Below are 11631 nucleotides of genomic sequence, written 5' to 3'. Positions count from 1 at the left end.
CTCACTGATTAAGGGCTTTTGTGGTTGTGGCAAGCCCGCTCACCACACATTCATGGCGCCTTGAAGACGGCTTGCTGCACGTCGACCTTTTTCGGGATCAGGCCGTTGGCGAAGAACAGGTCCGCTGTGCGTTGCTGGGTCGCGACGTCCGAGGCTTGCAGCGGCCGGATCGGCGCGGGCGAGCGGTGTTCGAAGTAGCTTTTCACCACCGCCGGTTGCAGGCCCAGGGTCTTGGCCATCAGTGCGATGCTTTCTTCGGGCTTGTCGAGGGACAGGCGCTGCGCCTTGCCCAGGGTCTGGATGATCGTGCCGATGGACTGCGGGTACTGCTTGGCAAACGGGCTGCTGACCACAAAGAAACTGCCGGCCGGGTTGAGGCCCTGGCCGTCACCCAGCACACGGGCGGAGCCGTCGACCACGGCGGCGGAGTAGTACGGGTCCCACACCACCCAGGCATCGACTTTGCCTTGCTCGAACGCAGCACGACCATCGGACGGCGACAGGTACACCACGTTCACGTCCTTCCATTGCAAGCCGGCGCGCAGCAGGCTTTTGAGGAACAGGTTGTGCGCGCTGGAGCCCTTGAGCAGCGCCACGCGCTTGCCCTTCAGTTCAGCCACGCTCTGCACCGGACTGGCCTTGGGCACCAGCACCGCTTCGGTCTTGCCCTCATTGGGCTCGACGGCGAAGTATTGCAAGTCGATGCCGGCGGCCTGGGCAAAGATCGGCGGGATGTCGCCGATATTGCCGATGTCCAGGCTGCCGCCATTCAGCGCTTCGATCAGCGGCGGGCCACCGAGGAATTCGATCCACTGCACCTGGGTGCCGGGCAGCGCCGCTTCGAAGAGTTTGTGCTCACGGGCCAACACCATGCTCACCGAGCTTTTCTGGTAACCGATGCGCAAGGTGGAGGGCTCGGCCGCCAGCACGTGACCGGCGATCAACGAAAGTACGGCTGCAGCGAAGACTTTAAGCATCAGAGCGCTCCCTTGACCTTGGCCGCGACATCCGCCGGCACCCATTGTTGCCAGACGTCTGGATGGTCCTTGAGGAACGCCTCAGCCACCTGGCGGGGCGGCGTGCGTTTCTCGCTCATGTCGCCGAGAATGCCGTTGAGCAGATCAATCGGCAGGTCGACCTTTTCAAACACACTCACCAGTTGCGGGTACTGCGCCTTGAACGGCGCCGACACACCAATCGCCAGGCGTGCCGGCATCGAGCGGGTGCCGATGGGGTTGGGGTTTTTCGCGTCGGACAGGGTCTTCCAGGCATCAGCGTTGAACGGCGGCTCTTCCAGCTTGACCAGCTTGAACCGGCCCAGCAGCGGCGTTGGCGACCAGTAGTAGAACAACACCGGCTTGCCACGGCGGATCGACGAGGCCACTTCGGCATCCAGCGCCGCGCCGGAGCCGGTGCGGAAGTTGACGAAGCTGTCAGTGAGTTTGTAGGCCTTGAGTTTCTGGCTGTTGACGATCTCCGAGGTCCAGCCGGTGGGGCTGTTGAGGAAGCGCCCACGGCTCGGATCTTCGGGGTCGCGGAACACATCCTTGTAGCGCGGCAGGTCGGCCACCGACTTCAGGTCCGGCGCCAGGGGCTTGATACCGCGCGCCGCATCGCCCTTGATCACGAACTCCGGCACCCACCAGCCTTCGGTAGCGCCTTTGACCGTGTCGCCCAGGCCGAACACCTTGCCCTCGTTTTCCGCCTTGACCCACGCCGGACTGCGCCCGGCCCACTCTTCGCCGATCACCTGGATATCGTCCTTGGCCAGGGCGGCTTCCAGGCTCACGGTGCTGCCGGGCAGGGTGTCGGTGGGCAAGCCGTAGCCCTTCTCGACGATCAGGCGCAGCACCTCGGTGATCAGGCTGCCGCTTTCCCAGGTGATGTCACCGAAGTGGATGGGTTTGACGGCTTCGGTGGCGTGGACGGTTGGGGACAGCAGGCTCAGGGCCAGCAGGCCGCCGCCCAGGAGTTTCTTCAGATGCTTCATCGGCAACCTCATAGTTGTGCGGTGATGTTCGTTAAAAGTCATAACTGAGCCGCGTGTAGTAGAACGCCCCTTCCGGCGCCGACGGCGACAGGTAGCTGTACTGCTGGCCCGGGGTCTGGCGCAGGCGGGTGTTGAAGTCGTCGGGTTTGCTGTCGAACAGGTTGTTGGCGCCGATCGACAGGCGCAGTTGCTGGGTGAACGCGTAGTTCACGTCCAGGTCGGTGTTCCATTGCGCGGCGAAGGTCTGGTCGTACTGGGCGTTGGCTGCGCTGGCGGCGTATTTGCGGTACTCGCCGTAGCGGGTTTCGCTGAGGGCGATGGTCCAGGCGCCGATGCGGTGGGTGGCGCCGAGCACCAGCTTGTCTTCGGGGTAACCGTGTTCGAGGAAACCACGGGCTTCGCGGGTGAGGATGTCGAACCCGTTGGGGTTCTCGTGGACCTTCTCAATCGTGGTGCGCGCCCTGGTGTAACCGGCCGACAGGCTCAATGCGCCGTACTGCGCCAGGTCCAGGTTGTACTTGCCGACGATGTCGACACCCCGCGTGCGCGTATTGGCCGCATTGGTCATGAACTGCGCCCAGGTGTACTGGCCAAACCCGGCCTGCTGCAGGATCTGTTCGGCGCGCGGCCCGGAAATGCCGCCGCTGTAGAGCAGGCGGTCACGGATCGAAATCTGGTAAGCGTCAACGGTCAGGGACGCGTTTTCGACCGGCCGCAGCACCAGGCCCAGGGAGTAGTTGGTGGACTTCTCGGGCTTGAGCGGCTCGGCGCCCAGGGCACGGGCGGCCGGGTTGTCGGCGGGCAGCATGCGCGTCAACACCGGGTTGCCGTTGATGTCGACGTTGGTGGTGGTGGTCCACGACGTGCCGATCTGGCCCAGGGTCGGTGCGCGGAAGGAGTTGTTCACCGTGGCGCGCAGGCCCACCTGCGGGGTGAAGTCATAACGCGCCGAGAGCTTGCCGGTGGTGGCCGAACCGAAGTCCGAGTAGTGCTCGGTACGCCCGGCCAGGCCGATCTGGAATTTATCGGTGAGCTGATGTTCGAGGCCGAAGTACACACCGCCGACATCACGCTTGTAGGTGCCGGCGTCATCCGGCGTGAGCCCGGAGGCTTGCACCGCACCGACCTGCACGCCGTTGATGCCGCCAAAGGAGTAAGACTCGTAGTCGCCCTCTTCCAGCCGATATTGCTCATGGCGGTAGGCAATGCCCGCCGAGACGGTCAGCGGATGGCTCGACCAGTTGACGTCCAGATCCTTGGCGTAATCCAGGCCGAGGTTGGTCTGCTCGTTGACCAGGGTGGCCACGTCGAACTTGGTCGGGCTGTTCAAGCCGTAGCTGGGGTTGACCGTGTTGAAGGCCAGTTCATCGTGCTGGTCGCGCCCATAGGTGGCACTGAGGTCGAAGCGGCCGAGGGTCTCGTCTTCGTAGCGGGTGCCGACGGTCAGCGCACCGTCTTCATAGCGGTAGCGGTACTTGGGAATGGTGCCGTTGGGGTAGATGCCCGGCACGTTGTTCGGGTTGTTGGCCAGCAGCGGCGGCGTGTTGTTCACCGACTTGTCCTGGCCGAAGGTGGCGAAACTGTAGAGCCGCCACTGGTCGTTCAAGCCGATTTCGGCATTCGCCGCCAGGTTGAATTTATCGCGCCCGGCACCGCCCCAGCGGGGGTCTTGCAGTTGGCCGTCGGCGACATATTTGTCGCCAATGTCGGTGGGTTTGTTGTTGAGGGTGTTGAAGCTCAGCGTGAGGAAACCATCCCCCGGCAAGCCCAGGCCGTACCAGCCATCGGTGGTCTTGCTGAAGCCGTCGCCCTGGGCGTATTTGCCCAGCTGGGTGTTGACCTGGCCGCCGCTGTCACGCTCCTTGAGCACGATGTTGACCACGCCCGCCACCGCATCCGAACCGTATTGCGCCGAGGCGCCATCGCGCAGCACTTCGACGTGGTCGATGCTGCTGATGGGGATCATGTCCAGGTCCACCGGCTGCGCGCCAATGAACGGTACGCCACCGGAGATGTTCACCACCGCCGAAGCATGGCGGCGCTTGCCGTTGATCAGCACCAGCGTCTGGTCCGGGGCCAGCCCGCGCAGGGAAGCGCCCTTGGGGTTCTGGCCACGGGTGGCGCTCTGGTTCTGCGGAAAGTTGAACGACGGCAGCAGTTGGAACAAAGCCTGGTTGAGGCTGGTGGCGCCGGTCTGCTTGAGTTCTTCGGCGTTGATCACATCCACCGGCGCGGCGCTGGTGAGGGCCGTGGCGTCACTGCGCCGGGTGCCGATGGCGACCACGCGGTCCAGGGTCGGGGCCTGGGCGGCGCTGGTCTGGGCCTTGACGTTGCGGATGGCGTTGTTGCTCGCGCTTTCCTTGATGATGAACGCGCCGTCCGGGCTGACCTGGACGTGCAGGCCGGTGCCCTTCAGTGCGGCGTCGACGGCCTGTTGCGCCGACAGCGAACCGTCTACGCTGGACGAAGAATAGTTTGCCAACTGTGGCGTGAACGAGATCACTTGGCCGCTTTGCCGGCTGATATCGAGCAGTACTTCATCCAACGGGCCAGGGGCAATGTGATAGGTCTGGCGCGCCTCTTCGGCACTGGCGGCGAACGAGAAAAACAGACTGGCCAACGGCACCAGGGCAAAGGTTCGACGCGGCACACGGTTGAACTGACTCACTTTGGCTCCCCCCAAGGAAACTCGAGAACGCTGCTCCCCGCAGCGCTTACGGGAGTGATGTGGCACGGCCGGGGGAAAACTTGCAGATCGTTTGGTTATGTCGATAGAACCAAGGTCACGCGGCATTGACGTTCACCCACAGACCGGTGCGGCGAGTGATGTGGATCGGCAAGGTGCGCGCCAGGGTATCGAGGATTTGCTGGGGGTTGTCCAAGCGGTACAGGCCGCTGACACGCAGGCCCGCCACGGAGGGGTCCAGGCGCAACACGCCATTGTGGTAAGGCCGCAGCGCCTCGATGACTTCAGACAGCGGGCGGTCGCGCACTTGCAGGAAGCCGTCGACCCAGGCCGTGGCTCCGGAGGAGCTGGCCTGCACCGGGCCGAAACCGGCACGGTCATAGTGCACCTCATGGCCGGCGGCAAGTTGCAGGCGCTCGCCGTTCTGGCTGTCGATTTCCACCGCGCCGTTCAGCGCGACGACCTGGCCCTGCCCTGCCCGCTCGCGCACCAGGAGGCGGTTGCCATAGGCACGCAAACGCGCCTGGTCGGTCTGGATCATAAAAGGCCGAATGCGATCGCCAGCCACCTTGGCCAGCAACTCGCCTTCGCGCAGGCGCACCAGGCGCCGTTGTGGGTCGAACTGAATATCCGCCGCGCTTTGCGCGTTGAGCGACAGCTCGCTGCCGTCGTCCAACGTGACGGTGCGGCGCTCGCCGGTGCCGGTGCGGATATCCGCCGTGAGGTCCGCCAACGGCACACCCAGCGGCTTGGCCAACCAAGTCGCGCCAGCAGCCACACCAGCACCGACCAGCGCGACCTGTAACACCTGGCGACGGCTGGACGGTGCGTCCAATGCCTGCTGCAACAGTTGGCCGCTGACCCCTTGTGCCTGGGGAATCTGGAACACGCCGAGGCGCGTTTCCAACTGCCGGCACAACGCGTCATGGCGTGGGTCGGCGGCACGCCAGAGTTGGTAGCGCTGCCAGTCGCCCGCCGTGGCCTGGCCGGAACGCAGCAGCACGTACCAGCGCGTGGCGTCGTTGATCAGGTCGTCGTTCATTCCAGGCACAGCCGCAGGCAACGGTTGAAGGCGCGGGTCATGTAGTCGCTGACCGAGCGCTGGGAAATCCCCAGCTCGGCGGCGATTTCCGGGTAGGTCAGGCCATTGAGTTGCGAAAGCAAAAAGGTCGCCTTGACCTTGGCCGGCAAGCCGTCGAGCAGCTGGTCGATGGCGTGCAGGGCTTCGAGCATTTGTGCCAGCTCTTCCGGGGATGGCGCGGTAGACGTCGCATCGTTGTCGAGGGCATCGAGGTAGGCACGTTCCAGGTCACGGCGACGCCACAGCTGGTACATCAGGCGCTGGGCGATCGTAGTGAGCAAGGCGCGGGGCTGGCGGATCGGCACCACACCCGGCGCACTCAGGAGCTGGACGAAGGTGTCGGCGGCAATGTCTTCGGCGTGGGCGCGGGAATCAAGGTGGCGGTGCAAACGGCTGCACAGCCAGTCGTAATGACTGCGGAACAATCCGCCCACGTAATCGCTGTGAGAAGTGTCGGCGCCGGACATAGTGGCTCCATTTGAGAGGGTTGCACGTTATGTCCGGTGTTCCGGTGGAGCGATCCTAGCAAGGCTGCTTATTCTTTAATAATATTTAAAAGGTATTTTTATATAACTCTATTGAAGTACAGGATAGCCGACGCTGACGGCCTGATCCTGGTAGGTCAAGAGCACTGCGTAGTCGTCTTCGCTGGCGGGGAATACTTCATGCAAGCCCAGTGTTTCGGCCACCTCGGGTAAGTCCTGCAACGCCTGGTTCATCGCCTGGCGGACCTGGACCACCTGTTCATCGCTCAAGCCCGGCGGGCCGATGTAGGGCAAGGTCGGGCTCGGCGCGCTGTGGGTGACGATGCGCAGCCCCGCCACCTCTTGCGGCGCGAAGCGGGCGAGGTAGTCGTAGGTCACGCTGTCGATAGCGGCGAGGTCGGCACGGTCTTCGCGCAGCCAGCGCAGGCTTTCGCGATGGGCGCCGCTGATGCCGACACTGGCGAAGAAACGCCCGTCGCGCTGCAACGGCGCCAGGCGTTCGCGCAACAGGTTCATGCCGCTGTTGGAGTCGTGGCCGTTGATCACGCCACGGCTGTTGTAGAAGTCCGCCAGAGGGTGGCGCGGGTTGTCGTCGCGGGTCAGCAACAGGCTGCAATGTTCGCCCCGGCTGCTGTGGGGCAGCTCATAGCGCGGTCGACCGATCACGCGGACCTGGCCGCGCAATTGGGTCATCAGTGGATAACCGCAGGTTTGGGTCACCAGCAATTCGGGGGCGAGCCACAGGCCGGGCAAGTCCAGATGATCGGCATTGAGACGGCGCAGTCCGAGGTGTTCAAGGATGCGCTCCAGCCACTGTTGGTTGGCCTGCCGGATCGGCTCGGGCGCGACATACATCAGCAGTTCGGCGTAGTGCTCACTCATGCTCGTCTCTCACGCAAAGGGGTGCCGGGGGCTGTCGATGGCCTTGAGCCCGTGGCGGCCGATCAACTGGCCGTAGCCTTGCACCAGGAAGCCGCCGCTGCGCGCGATCCATTGTTCACGCCGGGCACGGTAGACCGTGGGCAGCAAGTACCAGGGCAGTTTCGGCAAATCGTGGTGCACCAGGTGCAGGTTGTTATTGAGGAACAGCCAGGTCCACGGCCAGGACGCTTCGTTGAGCACGCTGCGTTGCTCGGGCCGGGGGTGCGGGCGGTGTTCATAGTAGGAACGGATCGAGGCCAGGGACAAGGCCGGCACGCTGACCAGCAGCAGGTAATGCCCCACCGACAGCGCGCTGCAGTGGGCGATGAATATCAACATCAGCATGGTGACGGCACCGTGGGCCAGCCACATCGGCCATACCTGTGGCAGGCGCTGGCATTCGTGGCGGATCAGGCGGCCAATTGCCAAAGGGGCAGAAAGCAGGAAGCGGCCGAGCACGGTCTTGGTCACCCCGTGCACGCCGCGTTCGAACAGCGAGCTATGGTCCCATTGCTGCTGGGTGAGGTAGCGGCTTTCCGGGTCGATGCCCGGCAGGGTCAGGTCTTCGTCGTTGTGGTGCAGCAGGTGGCTGTCGCGGTACAACGTGTAGGGGTACCACACGGCAAAGGGTGCATAGCCGAGAAGTTTATTGAGCAGCAGCGAACGGGTGGGATGGCCGTGGAGCAGTTCGTGTTGGACCGACAACCACAGCGTCACGAGCGGGATCAACAGCAGTGTGCTCAACCACGGGCCCAGCCAGTGACTGCCAAGGATCACGGCAAACCAGCCGGCGTATACGCCGATCAACAGTAGCCAGGTCGGCCATTCGGTTCTGGCGGTAAAGCATTGGGCCAGGGTTTCGATTTCCCGGCGTTGGGCAGGATCAAGGTAGTGGGCCATCGGCAGCTCAGAGCAGGTGTTTCCTGCTCTGTGCAATGGCGCGGGAAAATCTTGCAGATCGTTTGGCTATAAGCTTGTAACTCAGTGACCGAACAGGCCTGTCTCGGTTTTCTTGGCTTTCTTGTCGGCGCGTTTTTCATCCGCGGTCTTCGCCGGTTTTTTCTTCGCGGCTTTCTTTGAATCCATACCTTTGGCCATGATGCGTACTCCACTTTAAGGGGTTGCAGTCATGGGTATACCACCTATTGCCTCGCACAAGGCGTTTATAATCCCCGGCCCTTGATCACGCTGCCTGAAGACCATGCCCCCATTGCACATCGAACCGCTGGCCGAGCCCTTGTGGCCCCTGCTGAACAAGTTTTACCGCAGCCACAATTCGTCGATGAAAGCGCTCAAGGGCGGGCGCTTGTGGGTGGCGCGCGACAGCGAGATTGTCGCCGGCCTGTGCCTCACGCCCGTGGTTGGCGGGCAGTGGTTGACCGGGGTGTTCGTTGACCCGGCCTATCGCGGCCAAGGCTTGGCGGCGCGGCTGATCACGGCGGCTGCGGCCGATGTGGACGGTATGTTGTGGTTGCTGTGCCATCCGGAACTGGAAGGGATGTACCGGCGCATGGGCTTCACCCAGGACACGCTGTTGCCGCAGTCGCTCAACGAACGGCTGGTGCGCTACAAGCGCAACAAACCGATGATCGCGATGGGCTTAGATCGTTTGGTGAGGTCGACCACCGATAATGTGTGATCAGCATGTACAGGGCCCATGCTAGCCTCGGCGGCACAATGGCCCTTTACAGGATGATCATGAAAACGACGCTCGCAGCTCTCTCCCTCACCGCCCTGCTCGCCCCGGCCTTGAGCCAGGCCGCCGATGCACCGATCAGCGCCCGGCAGTACCAAAGCGTGCTGGCCGGCAGTTGGCGCGACCCGGCCAACAGTGCCCGCGACGGCTATCGCCACCCGCAACAGACCCTGGAGTTTTTTGGCCTGGGCGCCAGGCAAACCGTGATCGAGATCACCCCGGGCGGCGGCTGGTACAGCGAAGTACTGGCGCCGCTGCTCAAGGATCACGGGCAGTACATCGCCGCCGTGCAGGCCGCGAGCAGCAGCGCCTACGCGCGCACGTCGGAAGAGAACCTGAAGAAGAAATTCGCGGCCGACCCTACGCGCTACGGCAAGGCCTCGGTGGTGGAGTTCGATCCCAAGGCGCCGGTATTCGGCAAACCCGCTTCGGCGGATGCGGTGCTGACGTTTCGCAATGTGCATAACTGGGTAGCGGCAGGCACCGCGCCGGCCACCTTCAGTGCGTTCTACCGGGTACTGAAACCGGGCGGTGTGCTGGGTGTGGAAGATCACCGGGCCAAGGACGGGGCGGATCTGCAGGCAATCAAGGACAGCGGCTACCTGACCACCGCCCAGGTGGTGAAGCTGGCGACCGATGCCGGGTTCAAGCTGGCGGGACAGAGCGAGGTGAATGCCAACCCGAAGGACACCAAGGATTACCCGGCGGGCGTGTGGACGTTGCCGCCGACGTTGAAATTGGGAGAGCAGGACAAAGCGAAGTATGTGGCGATTGGCGAGTCGGATCGGATGACGTTGCGGTTCGTCAAACCGACCCAATAACCCGCCTTGAAATACAGTCACCCTGTGGGAGGAGGCTTGGCCCCCTCCCACAGGGTGATCTCAGTATGTCTGAGAGTTAGTCGTCGGCGGTGGGGTCCATGTCCGGGAACATCACCTCGATAAACCCGAACTTGCTGAAGTCGGTGATCCGCGACGGGTACAACCGGCCGATCAGGTGATCGCACTCATGCTGCACCACCCGCGCATGAAAACCGTCGGCAAACCGCACAATCGGCTCGCCCTTGGGATCAAACCCTTCATAGCGAATCTGCTGATAGCGGTTTACCGCACCACGCATACCGGGTACGGACAGGCAACCTTCGTACCCCTCTTCCAACACCGGGCTGAGGGGGGTAATCAACGGGTTGATCAGGATCGTCTGCGGCACCGGTGGCGCGTCCGGGTAACGTTCGCTGGCCTCGAAGCCGAAGATCACCAATTGCAGGTCCACGCCGATCTGCGGTGCGGCCAGGCCTACGCCGCCCACGTGCTCCATGGTCTGGAACATGTCATCGATCAATTGCCACAGCTCGGGGCTGTCGAACATTTCCGGCGGAACCGGAGGCGCGATACGCAGCAAGCGCTCGTCGCCCATTTTCAGGATTTCACGGATCATCGATCAGACTTCGTCAGGGGTGGGCTTGGAGTGGTCCCGGCCGAGGCCGGAGACGTGCTGTTTTTCGCCGACAGGCGGCGCGGACTGATCGAATTCCTTTTCACCCGGGTCCTTGCCTTCGGCGGACATGTGTTCGATCACCGCGTTCATTTCCGCCCCCAGCAGCAACACGGCGGCGGAAATATAGAAATACAGGAGCAGCACGATGATCGCACCGATACTGCCATACATGGCGTTGTAGTCGGCGAAGGTTTTGACGTAGTAGCCAAAGCCCAGGGACGCGACAATCCACACCACCACCGCCAGCACGGAGCCTGGGGTGATGAAGCGGAATTTCTGCTCGACGTCCGGCATCACGTAGTACATGAGGGCCACGGCGAACATCAACAAAATCACGATCAACGGCCAACGCAGGATGGTCCACAGGGTCACAACGAATTCCTGCATGCCGATCTGCCCGGCCAGCCACTCCATCACTTGCGGGCCCAGTACCATCAGCGCGGCCGCGGCCAGCAACATGCCGGCGATGCCGACGGTGTAGAAAATCGACAGCGGGAAGCGCTTCCAGATCGGCCGACCTTCCACCACGTCGTAGGCGGCGTTCATCGCGCTCATCATCAGGCGCACACCGGCCGAGGCGGTCCACAGCGCAATCACGATACCCACCGACAGCAGGCCACCCTTGGATTGCTGCAACTGGTCGATCACCGGGTTGACCTGCTCGAGGGCCTGGGGCGGCAACACCAGCTCCGATTGCAGGCGCAGCCAGGTGAAGAAATCCGGCAGGTGCAGGAAACCGATCAGGGCAATCAGGAACAGCAGGAAGGGGAACAGCGAGAACAGCATCTGGTAGGCCAGTGCCGAAGCGTAGGTGGGCATTTCGTCATCGACGAATTCCTTGACGGTACGCAACAGCACTTTATGCAGCTTGAGACCATCGAGAACCGGAAAAATCATAGCGTCTCCTTTCGCCGCATAAAGGTTGAGTTTGTGGGCGACTCAGGGGCCGTTTTCTACATCAAGGTAGCCTATTTGGCGACCTTGAAACAATTTCGAAACTTTAATCACGCCATGTGACATAAAAACGGCCATCCGTGGATGGCCGTCAGGTTGCGCAAAAGCAGGCCTATTTGGTCGCTTTTTTTACTGCATCCTTGGTATCGCCGACGGCTTTTTCCACCTGGCCTTTCTTTTCCTGCACCACGCCTTCAGCGCGCAGTTTGTCATTACCGGTGACTTTGCCGACGCCTTGCTTGATATTGCCGACGGCCTCGTCTTTCAAACCTTTTGCCTTATCCGCTGTGCTGCCCATGGTATTTCTCCGAAAGAACAATC

12 protein-coding genes are annotated in these 11631 nt (G+C 62.6%); 2 read left to right on the top strand and 10 right to left on the bottom strand.

Features of this window, described 5'->3' with window-relative positions; genetic code table 11:
• Positions 1–50: 50 nt before the first annotated feature.
• The 7 genes from BM110_RS18275 to BM110_RS18245 all read right to left on the bottom strand — a co-directional run bounded on the left by BM110_RS18275 (position 51) and on the right by BM110_RS18245 (position 8063).
• Positions 51–977, bottom strand: a complete 927-nt coding sequence (locus tag BM110_RS18275; protein WP_092247027.1) for an aliphatic sulfonate ABC transporter substrate-binding protein — start codon at positions 975–977, stop codon at positions 51–53.
• Positions 977–1990, bottom strand: a complete 1014-nt coding sequence (locus tag BM110_RS18270; protein ID WP_092247024.1) for an ABC transporter substrate-binding protein — start codon at positions 1988–1990, stop codon at positions 977–979. Before BM110_RS18270 ends, BM110_RS18275 begins: the two co-directional genes overlap by 1 nt.
• Positions 1991–2021: 31 nt before the next feature.
• The gene (locus BM110_RS18265) at positions 2022–4658 is read right to left on the bottom strand and encodes a TonB-dependent receptor plug domain-containing protein (RefSeq protein WP_093513934.1); all 2637 of its coding nucleotides are present in this window, start codon (positions 4656–4658) and stop codon (positions 2022–2024) included.
• 115 nt (positions 4659–4773) lie between these two features.
• Positions 4774–5718 carry a FecR domain-containing protein gene (locus BM110_RS18260; RefSeq protein ID WP_093513933.1) on the bottom strand — a complete coding sequence of 315 codons (945 nt, stop codon included), beginning with the start codon at positions 5716–5718 and terminating at the stop codon, positions 4774–4776.
• Entirely contained in the window at positions 5715–6224 is a 510-nt protein-coding gene (locus tag BM110_RS18255) for a sigma-70 family RNA polymerase sigma factor (protein WP_092247015.1), read from the bottom strand. The genes BM110_RS18260 and BM110_RS18255 overlap by 4 nt, the downstream gene beginning before the upstream one ends.
• A 108-nt stretch (positions 6225–6332) precedes the next feature.
• A complete protein-coding gene (locus tag BM110_RS18250) occupies positions 6333–7124 on the bottom strand; it encodes a phosphate/phosphite/phosphonate ABC transporter substrate-binding protein (protein WP_093513932.1) in 792 nt (263 codons plus the stop codon).
• A 9-nt stretch (positions 7125–7133) separates the two neighbouring features.
• The gene (locus tag BM110_RS18245) at positions 7134–8063 is read right to left on the bottom strand and encodes a fatty acid desaturase (RefSeq protein ID WP_093513931.1); all 930 of its coding nucleotides are present in this window, start codon (positions 8061–8063) and stop codon (positions 7134–7136) included.
• A 301-nt stretch (positions 8064–8364) separates the two neighbouring features.
• Between BM110_RS18245 and BM110_RS18240 the strand changes: the two genes are divergently transcribed.
• Both BM110_RS18240 and BM110_RS18235 read left to right on the top strand, forming a co-directional pair.
• Positions 8365–8802, top strand: coding sequence for a GNAT family N-acetyltransferase (locus BM110_RS18240; RefSeq protein ID WP_092247006.1), 438 nt, complete (start codon positions 8365–8367; stop codon positions 8800–8802).
• A 59-nt stretch (positions 8803–8861) separates the two neighbouring features.
• The gene (locus tag BM110_RS18235; RefSeq protein WP_093513930.1) at positions 8862–9680 is read left to right on the top strand and encodes a class I SAM-dependent methyltransferase; all 819 of its coding nucleotides are present in this window, start codon (positions 8862–8864) and stop codon (positions 9678–9680) included.
• Between the two features lie 76 nt (positions 9681–9756).
• Here BM110_RS18235 and def read toward each other — a convergent pair whose 3' ends face one another.
• The 3 genes from def to BM110_RS18220 form a co-directional block, all read right to left on the bottom strand.
• Positions 9757–10296 (bottom strand): peptide deformylase, encoded by a 540-nt coding sequence (def, locus tag BM110_RS18230; RefSeq protein ID WP_092247002.1) that lies wholly within the window; start codon positions 10294–10296, stop codon positions 9757–9759.
• Between the two features lie 3 nt (positions 10297–10299).
• Positions 10300–11253: a YihY/virulence factor BrkB family protein gene (locus tag BM110_RS18225; RefSeq protein ID WP_058423207.1), complete on the bottom strand. Its 954-nt coding sequence runs from the start codon at positions 11251–11253 to the stop codon at positions 10300–10302.
• Positions 11254–11422: 169 nt separating this feature from the next.
• Entirely contained in the window at positions 11423–11608 is a 186-nt protein-coding gene (locus tag BM110_RS18220; protein WP_016973106.1) for a CsbD family protein, read from the bottom strand.
• Positions 11609–11631 lie beyond the last annotated feature (23 nt).

It is taken from the genome of Pseudomonas sp. NFPP28 (genome assembly GCF_900115535.1).
GTDB lineage: Bacteria > Pseudomonadota > Gammaproteobacteria > Pseudomonadales > Pseudomonadaceae > Aquipseudomonas > Aquipseudomonas extremorientalis.
Note: the sequence above shows the minus strand (reverse complement) of the source record. Positions and strands in the feature narration are given on the sequence as shown.

Coding starts and splice junctions, on each gene's coding strand:
- BM110_RS18255 (WP_092247015.1), bottom strand. CDS start 6,224: ATGTCCGGCGCCGACACTTCTCACAGCGATTACGTGGGCGGATTGTTC.
- BM110_RS18225 (WP_058423207.1), bottom strand. CDS start 11,253: ATGATTTTTCCGGTTCTCGATGGTCTCAAGCTGCATAAAGTGCTGTTG.
- BM110_RS18235 (WP_093513930.1), top strand. CDS start 8,862: ATGAAAACGACGCTCGCAGCTCTCTCCCTCACCGCCCTGCTCGCCCCG.
- BM110_RS18245 (WP_093513931.1), bottom strand. CDS start 8,063: ATGGCCCACTACCTTGATCCTGCCCAACGCCGGGAAATCGAAACCCTG.
- BM110_RS18250 (WP_093513932.1), bottom strand. CDS start 7,124: ATGAGTGAGCACTACGCCGAACTGCTGATGTATGTCGCGCCCGAGCCG.
- BM110_RS18270 (WP_092247024.1), bottom strand. CDS start 1,990: ATGAAGCATCTGAAGAAACTCCTGGGCGGCGGCCTGCTGGCCCTGAGC.
- BM110_RS18220 (WP_016973106.1), bottom strand. CDS start 11,608: ATGGGCAGCACAGCGGATAAGGCAAAAGGTTTGAAAGACGAGGCCGTC.
- def (WP_092247002.1), bottom strand. CDS start 10,296: ATGATCCGTGAAATCCTGAAAATGGGCGACGAGCGCTTGCTGCGTATC.
- BM110_RS18240 (WP_092247006.1), top strand. CDS start 8,365: ATGCCCCCATTGCACATCGAACCGCTGGCCGAGCCCTTGTGGCCCCTG.
- BM110_RS18260 (WP_093513933.1), bottom strand. CDS start 5,718: ATGAACGACGACCTGATCAACGACGCCACGCGCTGGTACGTGCTGCTG.
- BM110_RS18275 (WP_092247027.1), bottom strand. CDS start 977: ATGCTTAAAGTCTTCGCTGCAGCCGTACTTTCGTTGATCGCCGGTCAC.